This is a genomic window from Rhodococcus sp. NJ-530, assembly GCF_003860625.1.
In the GTDB taxonomy this organism is placed as follows: Bacteria; Actinomycetota; Actinomycetes; order Mycobacteriales; family Mycobacteriaceae; genus Rhodococcus_F; species Rhodococcus_F qingshengii.
This window is the reverse complement of the sequence record NZ_CP034152.1, coordinates 2,341,292-2,358,889: the sequence shown is the minus strand read 5'-3', so window position 1 is coordinate 2,358,889 and position 17,598 is coordinate 2,341,292. Positions and strand designations below refer to the sequence as shown.

Annotated in this window: 14 protein-coding genes; 5 read left to right on the top strand and 9 right to left on the bottom strand. The window is 65.0% G+C overall.

Annotated elements, in window-relative coordinates; genetic code table 11:
- Positions 1–134 precede the first annotated feature (134 nt).
- Positions 135–536, top strand: a complete 402-nt coding sequence (locus EHW12_RS10990) for a hypothetical protein (RefSeq protein ID WP_003942341.1) — start codon at positions 135–137, stop codon at positions 534–536.
- Here EHW12_RS10990 and EHW12_RS10985 read toward each other — a convergent pair.
- Complete coding sequence (locus EHW12_RS10985; RefSeq protein ID WP_125050616.1) at positions 533–3,925, bottom strand: ATP-dependent DNA helicase; 3,393 nt, start codon at positions 3,923–3,925, stop codon at positions 533–535. The genes EHW12_RS10990 and EHW12_RS10985 overlap by 4 nt on opposite strands.
- A complete protein-coding gene (locus tag EHW12_RS10980; protein ID WP_125050614.1) occupies positions 3,926–7,288 on the bottom strand; it encodes an ATP-dependent DNA helicase in 3,363 nt (1,120 codons plus the stop codon).
- A 52-nt stretch (positions 7,289–7,340) separates the two neighbouring features.
- Here EHW12_RS10980 and EHW12_RS10975 point away from each other — a divergent pair, with 52 nt between their 5' ends.
- Genes EHW12_RS10975 through EHW12_RS10965 form a run of 3 tightly spaced genes read left to right on the top strand, consistent with a single transcriptional unit; the run spans position 7,341 to position 10,231 of the window.
- Complete coding sequence (locus tag EHW12_RS10975; protein ID WP_058226482.1) at positions 7,341–8,129, top strand: alpha/beta hydrolase; 789 nt, start codon at positions 7,341–7,343, stop codon at positions 8,127–8,129.
- A gap of 9 nt (positions 8,130–8,138) precedes the next feature.
- Entirely contained in the window at positions 8,139–8,435 is a 297-nt protein-coding gene (locus EHW12_RS10970) for an MGMT family protein (protein WP_003942322.1), read from the top strand.
- 50 nt (positions 8,436–8,485) lie between these two features.
- Entirely contained in the window at positions 8,486–10,231 is a 1,746-nt protein-coding gene (locus tag EHW12_RS10965; protein ID WP_125050612.1) for an NTP transferase domain-containing protein, read from the top strand.
- Between the two features lie 5 nt (positions 10,232–10,236).
- Here EHW12_RS10965 and EHW12_RS10960 read toward each other — a convergent pair whose 3' ends face one another.
- Together EHW12_RS10960 and EHW12_RS10955 are read right to left on the bottom strand one after the other, a co-directional pair.
- On the bottom strand, positions 10,237–10,581 hold the full coding sequence (locus tag EHW12_RS10960; RefSeq protein ID WP_003942308.1) for a hypothetical protein: 345 nt from the start codon (positions 10,579–10,581) through the stop codon (positions 10,237–10,239).
- Positions 10,578–11,156, bottom strand: coding sequence for a hypothetical protein (locus EHW12_RS10955; protein WP_042922177.1), 579 nt, complete (start codon positions 11,154–11,156; stop codon positions 10,578–10,580). Before EHW12_RS10955 ends, EHW12_RS10960 begins: the two co-directional genes overlap by 4 nt.
- An 89-nt stretch (positions 11,157–11,245) precedes the next feature.
- Here EHW12_RS10955 and EHW12_RS10950 point away from each other — a divergent pair, with 89 nt between their 5' ends.
- Positions 11,246–12,013: a hypothetical protein gene (locus tag EHW12_RS10950; RefSeq protein ID WP_003942311.1), complete on the top strand. Its 768-nt coding sequence runs from the start codon at positions 11,246–11,248 to the stop codon at positions 12,011–12,013.
- Between the two features lie 51 nt (positions 12,014–12,064).
- Here EHW12_RS10950 and EHW12_RS10945 read toward each other — a convergent pair whose 3' ends face one another.
- The 5 genes from EHW12_RS10945 to nirB all read right to left on the bottom strand — a co-directional run bounded on the left by EHW12_RS10945 (position 12,065) and on the right by nirB (position 17,555).
- Positions 12,065–12,712, bottom strand: a complete 648-nt coding sequence (locus EHW12_RS10945; RefSeq protein ID WP_007731241.1) for a maleylpyruvate isomerase family mycothiol-dependent enzyme — start codon at positions 12,710–12,712, stop codon at positions 12,065–12,067.
- Entirely contained in the window at positions 12,657–13,406 is a 750-nt protein-coding gene (locus EHW12_RS10940; protein ID WP_037130090.1) for a sirohydrochlorin chelatase, read from the bottom strand. The genes EHW12_RS10945 and EHW12_RS10940 overlap by 56 nt, the downstream gene beginning before the upstream one ends.
- Positions 13,393–14,553 (bottom strand): uroporphyrinogen-III synthase, encoded by a 1,161-nt coding sequence (locus EHW12_RS10935; RefSeq protein ID WP_125050610.1) that lies wholly within the window; start codon positions 14,551–14,553, stop codon positions 13,393–13,395. Before EHW12_RS10935 ends, EHW12_RS10940 begins: the two co-directional genes overlap by 14 nt.
- Positions 14,550–14,963 carry a nitrite reductase small subunit NirD gene (gene nirD / locus EHW12_RS10930; RefSeq protein ID WP_003942316.1) on the bottom strand — a complete coding sequence of 138 codons (414 nt, stop codon included), beginning with the start codon at positions 14,961–14,963 and terminating at the stop codon, positions 14,550–14,552. The genes EHW12_RS10935 and nirD overlap by 4 nt, the downstream gene beginning before the upstream one ends.
- A gap of 90 nt (positions 14,964–15,053) precedes the next feature.
- Positions 15,054–17,555 carry a nitrite reductase large subunit NirB gene (gene nirB, locus EHW12_RS10925; RefSeq protein ID WP_054828127.1) on the bottom strand — a complete coding sequence of 834 codons (2,502 nt, stop codon included), beginning with the start codon at positions 17,553–17,555 and terminating at the stop codon, positions 15,054–15,056.
- Positions 17,556–17,598 lie beyond the last annotated feature (43 nt).

The following is a 17,598-nucleotide window of genomic DNA, read 5'->3' as shown; positions in this document are numbered from 1 at the left end:
TTACGAAATACCTACACGGACATCGGCAGGCAGCGTAACCCTCGAAGATCGACTTCGGAACTCGGGCGCCGAATAGCGCGCGGGTCGTGGCGCCGGTAGTGGCAAGAAGGTCCACCGTGAGGCAGGCTGGGCAAATGCCTTTCACCGGTTCGACGTCCACTCCCAGCCAAGCGGCCGCTCTTCGTTTGTCGGCCCTCCTTCTCGGCGCCGGCACCATGCATTTCGTGGCGCCTTCCTTCTTCGACAGCACCGTTCCCCGCCAGCTTCCCGGACAGGCCCGCACCTACACCCAGGTGTCCGGCGTCGCGGAACTGGCGATCGGCGCTGCCTTGGCCGTGCCGAAGACCCGCAAGCTCGGCGCGGGCCTTGCCGCCGCGCTCTTTGTCGCCGTGTTCCCCGCCAACATCCAGATGGCGATCGACTGGTGCCGAAGCCCGAAGACGTCCACACCGCAGAAGATCGGTTCGATCGCACGTCTTCCCCTGCAGGTTCCGCTGGTGACCGAAGCACTCAAGGCTCGTCGAAACGCAAGCTAATCTTGCGCGCCTGCCGTTCGGATGAGGCGAGCGAGAGCCTCACCGTCCGGCAGGTTCTCGGGTGCGATGGTGCGACCCGATCGAACGTAGTGAAACGCCGCCCGCACCTTGTCGGCCGGAAACTGTTCGTTGCGCCCCGCCGAACGGGCTCTGGCCGACATCAATTCGACCCAGGCCACCCGATACGCGGCCAACTGCATCACAACAGCGTCCTCGTTGGCGGCCGACGGTTCGGCACCGGTCTTCCAGTCGATCACCGTCCATCCGCCGTCGGGATCGGCGAACACAGCGTCGATCCGACCGCGTAAAACCGTTCCGGCAATGGATGTTTCGAAAGGAACTTCCACTTCGATCGGGCTGCGATTGGCCCACGGGGACCGCAGGAACGCATCCTGAAGTTTCACCAGATCGGTCTCGGGACCCGCGCCGGTATCCGCGGCGCCGGGTAGTTCGTCGAGATCCAACAGTCGGGTCGCACCGAACCTTCGCTCGATCCAGGCGTGAAAAGCCGTGCCGCGCCGCGCGAGCGGGTTCGGTGGGTACGGCAGTGGTCTACGCAGCCGTGCCGCGAGTTCATCCGGATCTGCCTTGAGGTCGACGAGCTGAGTCACCGAAAGCTGCGCCGGGAGAATCACTTCGGCACGCGCGTTTGCCCGGGCTTCGCGCTCGGCCAAGAGCACGTCGACGTCCGAGGCCCAGTTCTCCGGATCGTCCTCCGGTTCTTCCGTCTCTTCGCTGTCTTGCGGCAGCGATGCAAGTGCGGACAGGACGCTCGCGGCTCCGGCCTCGACCGCGCCGCGACGCGCACCCAGCGGGTCGGGCGGCCACTGCGCAGTACGGGGTGTGGAGGCCAACGGGTTCTCGGTGTCGGGTTCCGGTGCAGGCGCCCACTCCTCCACGACGCCGATCGCACCGCGCGAGTCTTCTTCACCGGCATCGTTTTCGGCCGTGACCATCTGATGCAGCTCGTCCAGGAACGCCGAAGGCCCCTTCGGTTCCGAACCGGATTCCGCCCAGTGATGCGCCGAGATGAACAGCGCCCGTTCGGTTCTGGTCAGCGCGACGTAGAACAACCGCCGGTCCTCGTCCAGTCGACGGTTGGACAATGCCTTCTTGTGCGCCGTGATCGCGTTCTCGAGGTCCTTGCGGTTGTAGAGCTCCTCGAGGTCGAGCACCGGAACTCCGTCGGCCGAATCCGCGTCGACCGCCCGGTCACCACGCAACGACGGTGGCAGTTCGGCGAGCGCCCCGAGCCACGATCCGGACGCGGTGGACGAGGGGAACACCCCGTCGCTGACATGCGGGATCGCCACTACTTCCCATTCGAGCCCCTTCGCCGAGTGCACGGTCAAGATCTGCACGCGATCCGGCGCCACCTCCACTTCGCCCGGAGTGAGGCCCTTTTCGATCTGTTCGGCGGCCGCGAAGAATGCGAGCATCCCGGGCAGATTGGCTGTTGGACGCGTCGCGTAATTGGCGACGACGTCGGCAAATGCGTCGAGATGCTCGCGGCCCGCGGTCCCGACGACACCGACTCGGGTTCGCGCGCCTGCCTCGATTCCGATACCGAGCACCCGCTCGACCTCCGCCACCAGTTCGGTGAGCGGCTGGCCGATACGTTCGCGCAACGACGCCAACTCTGCCGCTATCGCGTTGATGCGTGTGTACCCGAGAGCTGAATAACGTTCTGCCGGGCCTGGATCGGAGATCGAATCGACCAATCCTGCTTGCTCGGCGTTCTCCCCCGGCAGCGCGTCCTGAACTGCCGAGGTGAGCGCCTCGGCGTCGGTGACCGCACCCGCTGTTCCGTATCCGGCGGAGATGGCAAGTTCGCGGGAGCGTTGCGAGAGTGCGGCGAGGTCCTTCGCGCCGATCTGCCATCTCGCTCCGGTGAGCAGCCGAACGGCGGCGCTGCCCGCCAGCGGATCGGCGACCACTCGGAGCATGGCGATCACGTCCGCCACCTCGGGTGTGTGCAGGAGCCCACCGAGTCCGACCACTTCGACCGGCAGACCTTTGGACCGCAAAGCCTCGGCCAGCGGGGCAGCATCGGCGTTGCGGCGGATCAACACCGCTGCTGTGGGCGTCGGGCGGTCTTCGGCACGTGCCGCCTCGTATTCTTCGGCGATCTTCTCCGCAACCCACTGACGTTCCTGTTCGACGTCTCCCAGCAGCGCCAGTCGAACGTCTCCGGCGACGGCTCCCGGCCGCGCACGAAGTGTGCTGACGGCCACACCGCGTCGGCGCAACGGTGCCGACGACAGGTTTGCCAATTCGAGAGCCTCCGGCGGGTTACGCCAACTGGTAAGCAGTTCGAGCGTCGGAGCCGGCTTTCCGTTGGCAAGCGGGAAGTCGGTTGCAAACCGTGGCAGGTTGGCCGCCGACGCGCCTCGCCAACCGTAGATCGACTGCATCGGATCGCCGACGGCTGTCAGCGCCAACCGGCCGTCGGCTCCCCCGCCGAACAACGAGGACAACAACACTCGCTGAGCGTGACCGGTGTCCTGGTACTCGTCGAGAAGAACTACCCGAAAGCGCTCACGCTCGGTTTGCCCGACCTCGGGATGTTCGGAGGCGACACGGGCCGACAGCGACATCTGGCTGCCGAAATCCAATGCGCCTTCACGCCGCAGCGTCTCACCCAGCCGGGCAACGAGGGGCAGTAGCTCGATGCGTTTGTGTTGCACATCAAGGTAATTCAACAGCTCCTTGCTCGGCCCACCCCGCTGTTTCGGACCGGCGGGCAGAGTGTGAATCAGCTTGTCCAACTCGGTGTGAGCCTCGAGCAACTGCTCGGGGTCGACCAGGTGCTCCGCCAACTGACCGGCAAGGGCCAGAACGGTTTCGGTGATGGACCCCGGATTCTTGTCGGTGTCCAGATCACTGTCCCAGCCGCTCACGACGCGGTGCGCAACCTGCCACAGTTCGGTCTCGGACAACAGCGTCGCCGAGGGTTCGATCGGCAACAGCAGTCCGTGCTCGGACAGCAACCGTCCCGCGTAAGCATGGTAGGTACTGACTTCGGGTTCCCCGGCCAGAATCCGGGAACGCACTCCGCCGGTCGGGTCGAGTGCCCGCAAAACGTCCGAACCCGCCAGTCGCGCCAAGCGCTTGCGGATTCGCGACGTGAGCTGTTGTGCCGCTTTGCGCGTGAAGGTCAATCCGAGAACGGCCTCGGGATCGACGAAGCCGTTGGCCACCAGCCACACGACGCGAGCAGCCATCGTCTCGGTCTTACCGGCACCGGCACCGGCGACGACCAATGTCGGACCGAGCGGTGCGGCGATGACTGCCGCCTGTTCCGGCGTCGGCGGGTGTTGACCGAGCGCGACCGCCAGGTCGACAGGATCGATCTTCGGTCGGCGTGCCTTCTGCGTCGCGGCAGCCACTTAGTTACTCACCTGTCGTCCCTCGTCGTGTGCCGGGCAACTCGAGCGCACCGGGCAATGTCTACATCCGTCGTTGACCCTGGCCAGATACTGCGGCCCTTGGGTCGCTGCCGCTGCGTTGTGGATGACGTCTCGCCACATCTCGACGGCTTCGGCCGTCAGCGGCGGCTGAACTCGCTGCGCCGCACCGTCTTTCTTGTTGGACTTGGCCACGAATACCAGGCGTGCACCGCCGGGTTGTGTGGCCGGTTCGCCGGCAATCGCACCTTCGGCCGCTGCGACCTGGTACGCCGCCAACTGCGCGTGAGATTGCGCGGCCTCGTTGCTGACAGGGTTTCGCGCAGTCTTGACGTCGACAACCACCGGACGGCCTTCGGTGTCGCGCTCGAGCCGGTCGATCCGGCCACGAAGCTTGACCGCAGGCGCTCCCTCCTCACGTGGTTCGAGGACCCCCTCGACCGCGACCTCGACGCCGACTTCGGTCAGTTCACCGCGAGTTGCGTTCATCCAGGCGGTGAACGTCGCCAGCATCTCCCGAGTTCGATTGAGTTCGCGGCGCGAGTACCACTGCGATCCCAGATCGATGGATTCCCAGGCATTTTCGAGTGCCTTCTCGACCTGATCCGGTGGAATCCGGCCGGCCAATGCCTGCACCAAGGTATGGACCAGCGTACCGGCGATCGCATGAGTGTTGTCTCCGTCGCTGCCGCCATGACGCTCGAACACCCATCGGAGAGGGCATGTTTCGAGAAGCTCGATGGTGGACGGCGATAGTGAAACCGGTCCGTCCTCGGGCTGCCACATGGGAGCAGCGGTACTCGGCTCGGCTGTGCCGTACCACTGATCCGGGTGCGCGCCGCGTACCCCGGCAGCAGCCAGACGTGCCAACTGGCGAGCGGCCCGGGAATGCTTCTCGGGGTCGAAATGCGCGATGTCGGGATCACACACGACGCTGCGAAGCTGTGCGACCAGTGCAGGCAGCGACAGAACCCGGGTATCCCCGGTCTCGGGTGCAACGACGTCGAGATCGGAGGACGGATCGTCCGAGTACGCGTCACCACGGATCAATTCGTCCACGAACCGCGAAGGCACCAAGTCGGTGTCCCCCGAAGCCGATTCGACTGCGGTGATCAGCAGACGGCGACGAGCACGGCTACAGGCAACCAGGAACAACCTGCGTTCTTCGGCCAGAAGCGGTGCGGTTCGCGAGAGTCGTTCGGCAGCCGAGTCACTGCCGTCGGAGACTCCGTTGACCAGGTCGATCAGCGCTTCGGTACGCAGTAGCGATCCGCGTGCCCGCAAACTCGGCCAGAGTCCCTCCTGCACACCCGCCACCGCCACGACCGCCCATTCGCGACCCGCCGCGGCGTGAGCGCTGACCACGGTGACGGCGTCGGGAGTGATGACCGATCGGCTCCGCGAGTCGGTCGGTATCTCCTGGCTGGTCAAGTAGTCGACGAAACCGGCGAGTTGCGAACGCGGCAACCGGTCGACGTAGTTGGCGGCCGCGTCGAAAAGTGCGACGACTGCGTCGAGGTCTCGATCGGCCTGTGAGCCGATAGGTCCGCCGCGCGCCGACGCAGCCGCCCAGCGTCGTTCCAGCCCCGTCGCCTGCCATGCCGCCCACAGAACTTCTTCGACCCCGAGACCTCGCTCGAGAGGCACTCGGGCCTTGCGAAGGACCGACAGCACGCGATTGAGTGCCGCAGCTTCGACGTCTGTCAACTTGCCCATGAGGCGCTTGGACTGCCCACGATCCTCGTCGATCAGAATGAGCCGCAACAACTCCGAGGAGTCCCGATCACTTCCCGATGCCAACTCGACCCGGCGCAGGCCACGACGCAACCGGCGCAGGGTGACCGGCTCGGCGCCGCCGATGGGACCGGCCATCAGGGCAAGCGCGTCGTCGCCGGTGAACTGATCGCCGCCGAGCGCCCGAAGGACCAGCAGCAGGCCGGACACTCCGTGTTGCCTGGCCAGCGGCAATTCGGTGGCAGCGGTCGTGACGGGTACCCCGGCCGCGAGCAGGGCTCGCCGGAGAGGGGCGAGAGTACGCGGCACCGACCGCACGATGACGGCCATGTCGGACCAAGCAATCCCGTCCAGCAGATGCGCCCGGCGCAAGGTATCTGCGACGACTGCCGCTTCTTTGGCCGTCGTACCGAGAACCCGCACCGACGCCCGCCCCGGGTCCTCATCGGTGAGATCGGATGGAACCGCGATGCGATGAGCAAGGTTGCCGGGCAGCCGCGCAGCGATCTTGGCCGCGATCGACGCGACGTCGGCGTTGTTGCGAAACGTGGTGGGCAGGACGATCTGGCGCTCGTCTCCGCGCTCGGCGAGTCCGAGTAGGAACGCCGAATCCGCACCGCGGAACCCGAAGACCGACTGATCGGGATCACCGGCGATGACCGTGCCCGCAGTTGCGGTTCCGATCAGCCGAACCAGCTGCGCCGCCTGCGGATCCAGATGTTGTGCGTCGTCGACGAGTAGGTGCCGGATCCGAGCGCGCTCGGAGCGAAGCAATTCGGGATCGGTGGCGAACGCGGTCAATGCCGCACCGATCAACTCGGCCGCGTCGAGTGCCGGCGCCGTCGCCTCCGGAGCCTCGACACCGACACTGCCGCGCAGCAGCACGCCTTGCTCGTAGGCCTCGGCGAACCGCCCGGCCGCCACCCACTCCGGACGTCCACGCTTCTTGCCGAGCTTGACCAGATCTTCGGGGCCGAGTCCGCGCTCGTTCGCTCGCAACATCAGATCTCGAAGTTCGACGGCAAAGCCGTTCAAACCCAATGCGGGTCGCAGGCGCTCCGGCCACCGGAGCGCACCGTCTTCGATGTCGCCGCGCAACATCTCTCGGAGCACCGAATCCTGCTCGGCGCCGGTGATCAGGCGTGGCGGCGCGTTGCCGTGCGCTGCGGCTTGAAGCCGGAGTACGGCAAAGGCGTACGAGTGAACGGTGCGGACCAACGGCTCACGAGTTGCCTGCGGTCCGCGTTCTTGTTCGTACCCGAGCAACCCGGCCGTGATCTGCTCGCGGACCTGCGTCGCTGCCCGGCGCGACTGGGTGAGCACCAGGACCGATTCAGGATCTTCGCCACCGGAGATCTTCTGCACTGCCAGATCCACGAGAAGGGACGTCTTGCCGGTTCCGGGGCTGCCGAGTACCTGCCAGGGACTCCAGGCGGCCCCCGAGCCGAATGAAACAGGGCCGAACGCGAGTTGGAAAGGATCCTCGGACGGCGGCGCGAACAGCCGGGCCGTCCCTTCGTCCCATGTTCGGGGTATCGGAGACGGCGCAGTTCGGTGCACCAACCGCGCCCGCGGGATGGTGACCTTGCTGCGTGTTGCCGTCTCACTCACCCAGGCATTCCACCAGAGCGCACCGACAACTCACACATCGCCTGCTTCCGGCATGATTGACCTCGTGTCTGCACTCCATACGTATCTCTACGGACCCGTCGGGGCACCGGAGATCCTTTCGCTGCACGGTCTGACCGGTCACGGCCGACGTTGGCAGTCGATGGCCGAGAACCAACTGCCCGAAGCGCGCTGGATCTCGCCGGATCTACGCGGTCACGGGCGTTCCACCTGGGCTCCTCCGTGGAACATCGAATCCCACGTGGCGAGCCTGCTGGAGACGCTCGACGAACATGCCACCGGACCGGTGGTGATCGTCGCGCATTCTTTCGGCGGAATGCTGGCGCTGCACCTCGCGGCCACCGCACCGGAACGCGTTCGTGGGCTCGTCCTGCTCGACCCGGCGATCGGGTTGGATCCGACTTTCATGCAGGAAGTGGCCGAACTCACAATCGGCTCACCGGATTACACCGATGCGGCAGAGGCATACTCCGAGAAGATTCACGGCTCGTGGGGTGAGGTTCCCACCCAGGACCTCGGCGTCGAGATGGCTGAACACCTGATCGAACTGGGCAACGGACGCGTCAACTGGCGCCTGTCCACGCCCGCGATCGTGACCGGGTGGGGCGAACTCGCTCGCCCGATCGTGCTGCCTCCGTCGTCGATGCCCACCGTGCTGGTTCAGGCGATGAAGGTCCAACCGCCGTACGTCACCGACGAGTTCCGGGCAGCGCTCACCGAGCACCTCGGTGAAAATCTGACCGGTGTCGAATTCGACTGTGACCACATGGTCCCGCACGTGCGGGCCGACGAAGTCGCCGCCCTCGTTCGCAGCATGCTCTGAAGGACCGACATGGCAGCCACCACCGAAGAGCAGATCGAAGAGGTACGGCGCCTCATCGCGTCGATTCCGGCCGGTTTCGTGGCGACGTACGGCGATATCGCTGATGCTGCAGGACTTTCCAGTGCTCGCACCGTCGGTTGGATCATGCGAACGGACTCTGCCGACCTGCCGTGGCATCGGGTTCTCGGCGCCTCCGGCAAACCGTCGGCGCACCTGGCTCATCGTCAGATCGCCAAGCTCGAACTCGAAGGCGTGCCGATCAAGGACGGTCGGATCGACCTGAAGAAAGCTCGGTATCACTTCTGATTCACGTGTCACCGGTCGTCGTGACGCGGGCGATGGGGCAGCATGGAGGTATGACCGTCACGCCGCCGACCGCCGCCCTCATTCTGGCGGGTGGTCGCGGGACCCGAATGGGTGGTGTCGACAAACCCGGCCTGCTCGTTCACGGCCGCAGGCTCCTCGACATCGCGCTTTCAGCGACGGCGCATCTGGACGCCGTCGTCGTGGTCGGTCCACATCGCCCTGAACTTGATCCTGGCATCACTCAAACTCAGGAAACTCCGGCCGGAGCCGGCCCTGTCGAGGCGATCTGGGCCGGATTGTCTGCGACCCGGTTACCCGACGACGCCGTGGTGGTGGTCCTGGCGTCCGATCTGCCGCATATCGAGGCCGTATCAGTCGACGCTTTGATAGCTGCCACGTCGACGGACAGTCCGGTGACGTGTGCCGTGGACGAGAACAACCGAACCCAATTCCTGCTCTCCGCGTGGACATTTCGCGAGCTCCGGCAACGCCTGTCCACATTGCGGGAGAGTTCGGGGTTGGAGAATCAACCTATGAAAGCGATTGTCACCGAACCGTTCTCGACGCTGCGTGTCACTGGCACCACTGACTGCGACACACCGGCGGACATCGACCGCGCGCGAAACCATCCGCGCCTGACGATCGAGCAAGCCCGCGCCGCCGTCAGGAACTCACTGACAGCATTGTCACCACATCGGGCCGCCCTCGCCGACAGTCTCGGAGCAACGCTCGCGCAGCCTCTCGTCGCCCTGGGTGATCTTCCTCGATCCGATGTCTCGGCGATGGACGGGTACGCCGTCTCCGGCGAGGGTCCCTGGCGAATCCGCACCGAGATCCGTATCGCGGGCGCCGACGGGCAACTCGAACTCGGTGAAGGCGAAGCGATTCGCATTGCCACGGGAGCACACCTGCCCCTCGGCGCCACCTCGGTGATTCGTGACGAGTATCTGTCCGTCGACGAGCCATCTCGGATGGTACGGAGACTGCCGGATGCGCCGCACCGCAACGACGCTCGACCACGAGGGGAAGATTGGACCACCGGATTCACGATCGCTCCGACCGGTACCGCGGTGACTCCGGCGGTGGTCTCCGCAGCTGCCAGCGGCGAGGTATTCGACGCCCTCGTCCGTGGTCCGGTACGGGCACGCGTGATAGTCACCGGCGACGAGATCCGGCGGACCGGTCCACTGCGTGAAGGTCAGACCCGCGACTCCGTCGGTGGGATTCTCCCCTACCTACTGGAAAGCAACGGCGTACGGTGCGTGGCGAATTCGCACCTGAGGGACACGGCCGACAGTTTCGAGCGTGTACTGGCGGATGCGACTGAACAGGACCTGCTTGTTGTCATTGGTGCGACGGGCGGCGGCGCTGCCGACGAAATGCGCAGTGCGCTCGATCGACTCGGCGCTCGCACGATTGTCGGGCGAGTCGCATCGCGCCCGGGCGGATCTCAGATAACGGCTGTCCTGCCCAGTGGTCGGGTGGTTCTCGGCCTCCCCGGCAACCCGTACGCCGCAGTGACCACCCTGTTGACGATGCTACCCACCGTCGTGGCCGCCTTGACGGGAAGCGACACCCCACCGCCACTGCTCGGCATCATCGAGAACGCCGCTGCGGTGACTTCCGATGCGGTACGCCTACTGCCGGTCACACAATCCGCCGACGGTCGCTGGCGCGCCGAACCGTCTGTACGTACCGCACACCTGGCGGGGTTGATCGGGCGCTCCGCGTTTGCACTCGTTCCGCCACACGCGGAAGACGATGCCGTCGCCGAAGTGGTTGTCCTCCCACGCTGATCGGGTCAGTCGTTTGGGCGCCTACGCCGGTTGACCCCGACCACGCCGACCACTGTCGCAAGCACCAGCGAATACACGCCCCACAGCACCAAGAACGGCAGCAACCAGCCGGCATCAACGGTCTGACCGCGCGGTCCGACGCAGTACAGCGTGAAATTGGTGGACGTACCGTCGCCGTCGGAAAAGGTATCCGAGACGACCATCGCGCTCGATGTGGGAGCTTCACAGAAAATCGGCGCCAAATGAGCGACCTGTCCTGGCCAGATCACCGAAGACAGTAGTGCGGCAAAGATTCCCACGACCACGATCACCACTACGGAGATCAGCAACGGAGCGATACGGCGGCTCACAGCGGGTGCACCAGGAAGGGAGTTCCGTCAGGCTCGAAGACCACCAGCGCCCGCGAGCGTGGAGATTCCACCATCACGGAGGCGCGAATCGCCTCGGTGCGACTGACCGAGATCCCGGTGACTTCGCCGTCGTCGACACCGCTGTTCTCCAGCGCGTCGTCGACCAACTTCTCGAGGTTCGTCAATGCCGGCACTTGATCCAGCGTGAACGATCGTGCATCGAGATCGTCGGTGACACTGACTTGCACGGGGCTCGGCTCGCCGAGAATGACTCCGTCGAAAGAGAATCTGTCGAGCTGGGTCGGCTTCCCGGGGTCTCGAACGGTGACTCCGAGCGTCTCGATCGGGCTGATGTCGATGCTGGTCACCGATACCGCGTCGACGCCGTATCTATGTGCGAGGCTGTCGAACCCGCCTCGCACCAACTCCGACGTCATCCCACCGCCACGTTCGCGCATCTGATTGTCGAAATCCATCCGATCAACGGCACCGATACATCCGCTCAGACTCGTGGCCGCCAAGGCGATGGCTACCGTCCACAGCGCCGACCGCACCTGCGAGGACGCGAATTTCATGAGCGGAGCGTACCGCGAGTGTCCGGTTCCATCCCGGTGGACTGCGCGTCGCACGAATTACTGTCGGCGACTCGTGGGATCATCGCGCCATGAATCGTGTCGACGAAGGATTCGAACCGCCGGACGCATTGGTCGAGTGGTGCCGCTCCCGCACCTTTCCACTGCACGTCCTCGACGACGAAGCCACCGTCGACCTGGATTGGTGGAACGCACACCTGAAGGACGCCGGCCACACCATCAGCCTGCGCGGGCGTGATCTCGACGGCAAAGTGATCACCGAAGGTCGAGCCATCGTTCAACGCAACGACCTTCGCCCGTCGAGCGATCTCGTTGTCGCCCAGCACGACGGCCTCGGACTACTGTTTCTCTGCGCGGCCTGGCAGGGCTCGCACGAGAGCCGACGGTTCACACGGCGGTTCCCCAACGTCTTCAATCCCCATCACCGCGAGGACGAGGATCCGCTGACCCAGATCACAGCCATTCTCGATCACTGCTCGAAAAACAAGTCGATGCCCGTCGTCCGGCGCGACACCTGGTCCGGGTGGCCACTCACCCCCGGTGTCGGGGTATCGCTGATGGCCGCTTTCATGTGGGCAGTGGGCGTACAGGACGAAGGCCGACGCGCTCAGATGATCGACCAGTACGGAGTCTCGACGCTCATCCACGAGGGCTGGCTCGAGGATCCTTCCGTCACCGGCTTCACGACGCGTCGCTACCGCCGGTACTGCGAACTTCTCGACAGCTGGGCCTATGCCGCCGGCACCCAACCCGAGATCGTCGAGATGTGGTTGGTGAAAAGGTGGAGTGCGAGGTTGGCCCAAGCACGCAACGACGTCAGCGCCCCCACCCTGTTCTAACTCTCAGAACGGCTGCATCTCAGAACGGCTGCATCTCAGAACGGCTGCATCTCAGAACGGCCAGGCAGGGAGAGTCGGCAGCCCCACCCTCGTCGGCCTCCCGACCAACCAGGCCAAGGTCTCCGCGTCGGACAGTGACGGCACTCGTACACCCGGGACCGCCGTCTCCAGTGCGCCCAACTGACTGGCGAGAGTGAATTCCACGAACTCGGCAGGCCAGTCGTGGCAGGTGTAACCGATGTCGAGGTCCATCAGGTGAATCTCGATCTCGTTCCAGCGCAGGATCGGTAGATCGAATGCCGTCACAGGTTTGCGCCACGGCACCGGTGTGTCCAGTCGATCTGTCGGGATCTCGCACAACGCGTCGACCAGCCTCGTTCCCGAGAAGCGGTAGTCGAGGGCCAACAATTCAGCCGGGCGATCTGCGCCCTCTTCGATTGCAGCATTGCGCGCATCCGGCCCCCCGGGATACATCTCCCCCGATTCGCCGCCCTGCACGCCGGCAACAAATCTGCCCAGCGCGTCGGCGTTGCGCGACATGTGCGTCACGACGTGTCCCCGACTCCACCCGGGGAGCCCGGAGGGCTCCCGCGCCTGCTCTTCGGTCAGTGCACCGATGAGAGCCTGTGCCTTGACGTCGGATTCACGAACTGCTGCGACCAGGTCGGCATACGTCGGCGTTACGGAGTGAGACGTCATGCAGCGATACTAGTTCCCTACGCGCACTCTCATACCGATTCACGACAAGGTCCACCACTCCCGGATCGACGCCGAGCGGTTCGGTCACACCATCGGCTCCTGCAGCGTGCAACCTTTCGTGGAACAGCCCGTGCGCGAGGAGGTACGAGGCGACAAAAACTCGCTTCGCGCCGCGAACGCGTGCTGCTGCAACAACATCGGCTACCTTCGGCTCCCCGGTCGCGATATACCCGATGTCGACACGAGTCCCCGCCGCTTCGGCAAGCATCAGCGCAGCACGCTCGACGTCTCGCAGCGCCCGCGCATCGGACGACCCGGCGGCAGCAAGCACTGTCGCGTCACCCGGATTCCACCCCGCTTCGGTCAAGCGCCGAAGCAACACGCGTGCAAGCGCCGGATCGGGTCCGAGTGCGGGTGTCACACTCACAGCCGAGTGCTCACTGATCGCCACTTCGCGTCGAACATCGGTGTGAACGTGGTAGCCGGACGCCAGGAACGCCGGTACGAGAATCGCTCGCCCCGGAGTGTCCCGGAGGACTTCCGAAGGTGACGGACCGAGCACATCGACAAAGGCAACGCGCGTGCGTCCGACGCGCGTGCCGACGGCGTCGGCAAGCGCGGCAACCATTTCCACGCCACGTGCACTACGCGTGCCGTGAGCTACCAGTACGAGTACATCGTCATCGCGTTGCATAGTCACCGGGATTCTGTACGTAGTCGCCGGGGTCGAGGGCAAGTCGATAGCCCCGCTTGACCACCGTCTGAACGGCTTTGGGCGCACCGAGGCACGCGCGCAATCGGGCGACGGCGGTCTCGACGGCGTGGGTGTCGCCGCCGCCGCCGGGAAGAGAAGCCAGCAGTTCGTCGCGGGAGACGACTCGACCGGGACTCGCACCGAGAGTGCGGATCAACGACATCGCAGCCGGCGGCAATTGCTTCACTTCACCGTCCACGACTACGCAACCGCCGCGAATGCTGATTTCGTGTTCGCCGGCTTGAATCTTGTTGGCTCGCTGCGGGAGTTCGTCGACGATGTGTCGCGCGAGCGCGCCCAGACGTGCCCGCGCCGGGGCCGTGGTCGGTACATTCAACGCTTCGAGCGGCGCCGAGGTGACCGGGCCGACGCACATGGCCGCCACCGGACCCCGCATCGCGTCGAGAATGTCTCCGAGATCCCCGGTCTTGTCGGCTCGCATCAACATCGAGGCTACGGCCGGTGCACTGGTGAAACTGACGGCGTCGATTCCGGCTGACGCGATGGCGTCGATCATCCGGTCGAGCAGCGTCGGATCCTCCGGCGGTTCCCATCGATAGACGGGCACCGCGATGACCTCGGCGCCGGCCTCGCGCAACACCTGACAGAAGTCGGGAATCGGCTCCCACTCGGTGGTCGCACCATGCAGTTGTACAGCGATCCGCATTCCCGAGACACCTTCTGCCAGAAGATGTTCGAGCACCTCGGCGGAAGACTCGGATGCCGGTGACCATTCCTCACGAAGGTCGGCCGCGCGGATTGCTCCCTTGGCCTTCGGTCCGCGCGCGAGCAGACGAGCCGAGCCCAACGCGGATCCGAGATTTTCCGCCTCACCCCACCCGTCGGCTGCTTCCAGCCAACCCCGGAATCCGATCCCGGTGGTGGCGACAACCACCTCGGGAGGATCCGAGATGATCTGCTGTGTCACCCTTTCGAGCTCACGGTCGTCGGCCAACGGAATGATTCGAATCGCCGGAGCGTGAACGACATCCGCTCCCCGACGAGTCAGCAAGGTCGCGAACTCCTCGGCGCGGCGCGAAGCAGTGATACCTACCGTGAATCCAGCCAACGGCATGTCGTCACTCACGAGACTGCATCGGCGACAGTCGAGCGAACACCCTGCATCTGCAAGCTGTGTACCTGAACGACTCCAGCCCACACGCGAACGCCGTACACCGGCAGCGCAACCGACGAGTCGTCCAGCGCCCGGCCGTCGACCAGCGAGAACGCCTGCTTGAGCAGTGGCGAGACCACGATTGGTTCACCGTCCCGGTCGCCGACGAGTCCGCGAGACATCACCGCGGCGCGGCCGTACGGATCGAAGTTGCTGACAGCCCGGAGTGTGCCGTCCTCGAGTAGGAACAGTGCCACCTGCTCGCCGCCGCGAAGAAGCACGGCAACTCCGCGTCCAGGGATCAGATGGCTCAGCGGGCAGGCCGACGTCCATTCGAGTCGATCCGAATCCAGCTTGGCGATCTGCGCATCGATGACACTCATCGAAGTCCTCCTGTCGATCCGGCGACAACGTCGCGCGGGTTCTTGTCTACGTTTCTACGGATCCCGTGTTTCCCACGGGTTACGCGACTATTACCGGCGCGTGGGGATGCTCGGCATGCCCATCAGGACCGGAACCTTGCGCACTCCGGTCTCGTCGAACACAACCGTCGGGTCGGCTTCTTCCGGTGCGTTGACGAACGAGACGAACCTCGACAATTTCTCCGGATCACCCAGCACACCGGCCCATTCGTCCTGGTAACCCTCGACGTGCTTGGCCATCAGTGCCTCGAGTTCCTCGCCGATACCCAGGCTGTCTTCACAAATCACGGCCTTGAGGTGATCGAGTCCGCCTTCGAGTGATTCGACCCACGGCGCCGTGCGCTGGAGGCGATCGGCAGTACGGATGTAGAACATGAGGTAGCGGTCGATGTACTTGACCAAGGTCGCGTCGTCGAGGCCTCCGGCAAGCAACTGAGCGTGTTTGGGCGACTGTCCGCCGTTACCGCCCACATACAGATTCCAACCGTTCTCCGTCGCGATGACGCCGACGTCCTTGCCTCGCGCTTCGGCACATTCACGGGCGCAACCCGAGACGCCGAACTTGATCTTGTGCGGCGAACGCAGACCGCGGTAGCGATTCTCGAGGTCGACGGCCATACCCACCGAATCCTGGACACCGTAGCGGCACCAACTCGAACCGACGCAACTCTTGACCGTCCGGAGGGACTTGCCGTACGCCTGACCCGATTCCATCCCGGCGTCGACGAGGCGCTTCCAGATCGCGGGCAACTGTTCGACGCGGGCACCGAACAAGTCGATGCGCTGACCGCCGGTCACCTTCGTGTACAAGCCGAAGTCTCGCGCCACTTCTCCGATGACGATGAGTTGCTCACCCGTGACCTCGCCGCCCGGCATCCGAGGTACCACGGAGTACGTACCGTTCTTCTGGATGTTCGCGAGGAAGTGATCGTTGGTGTCCTGCAACGACGCCTGCTGGCGGTGCAGGATGTGATCGGAGTCCGTCGAGGCCAGAATCGAAGCGACTACGGGCTTGCAGATGTCGCAACCGGCGCCCTTGCCGTACTTGGCGATCAGCGCCGAGAAAGTTCTGGTCTGCGTCGACTGGACGATCTGGAACAACTCGGCCCGCGACTGCGCGAAATGTTCGCACAGTGCCTTCGACATCACGACGCCGGAATCGGCCAGCAGCTGCTTCACGGTGGGAAGGCAACCGCCACAAGTGGTTCCGGCGCTGGTGCACGCCTTCACCGAAGCGATGTCGCATGCGCCGGCTGCGATTGCACCGCAGATGGCTCCCTTCGTCACGGCGTTGCACGAGCACACCTCGGCGTCGTCGGGCAGCGAGCCTGCACCCGGCTTCTCCCCCGCAGGCGAGATCAATGTCGCCGGGTCACCGGGTAGTTCGCGACCGACCAGCGGGCGCAGCGACGCGTAGGCCGATGCGTCACCGACAAGAATGCCGCCGAGCAGGGTCTTCGCGTCGTCGGAGACCACGAGCTTTGCGTACGTCCCCTTGGACGCGTCGCTGAGGACGACTTCGAGGGCGCCCGGTGAGGTCGCCATCGCGTCACCGAAACTGGCGACGTCGACGCCCATGAGCTTGAGCTTGGTGGACATGTCCGCGCCCGGGAAATCCGCGGCGCCGCCGAGCAGACGATCGGCCACGATCTCGGCCGTCGTGTAACCGGGAGCGACCAGACCGTAGCAACGGCCTTCCACCGCAGCACATTCGCCGACTGCGTAGACGTTCTCGTCCGAAGTCACGCAGCCGAGGTCGGTCAGGATGCCACCGCGCTCCCCCACTGCGATCCCGGCGTCGCGGGCCAGCTGATCACGCGGACGTACTCCGGCGGAGAAGACGAGCAGCGCGGCGTCGATGGTGGAGCCGTCGGAGAGTTCGACCACGATTCCGTTGTCGGCCTGCGAAATTCCCGCCGTCCCGACACCGGTGTGGACAGTGAGCCCGAGTTCGGTGACGAGGCGAGCGAGCAGTGCGCCGCCACCCTCGTCGACCTGCATCGGCATCAATCGCGCATTGTGCTCGACGACGTGTGCCGTCATCCCCATGAGCGAGAGAGCATTTGCGGCCTCGAGTCCAAGCAAACCTCCGCCCACCACGACGCCGACAGCGCCAGGACCAGCCTTCTCGGCGGCGGCCCGGATACCGTCGAGGTCGTCGAGGGTGCGGTAGACAAAACATCCGTCGCCGTCGTGCCCCGGTACGGGAGGCACGAACGGATACGAACCGGTCGCCATCACCAGAGCGTCGTAGGAGATCGTCTCGCCGGTTGTCGTCGTGACCGTGCGTGCATCTTTGTCGATCGCGAGCGCGCCCTCCCCCACACGGAGGTCGACCAGGCTGTCGCCGACGTAATCGTTGCCGGCCAGTGCCAGTTCCTTGGGGTCCCACGCTCCGACGTACGAGGACAGCCCGACTCGGTCGTACGCTGCGTACTGCTCGTCGCAGAGTACGGTCACCGACCAGTTGTTCGCTTCGTCGCGCGAACGCAGTGCCTCGACGAATCGGTGTCCGACCATTCCGTGTCCGATGACAACAACCGACTTGCTCATGACGCCTACTTCCTGAGGTACGAGATAGTTCTGAGATTCCGCG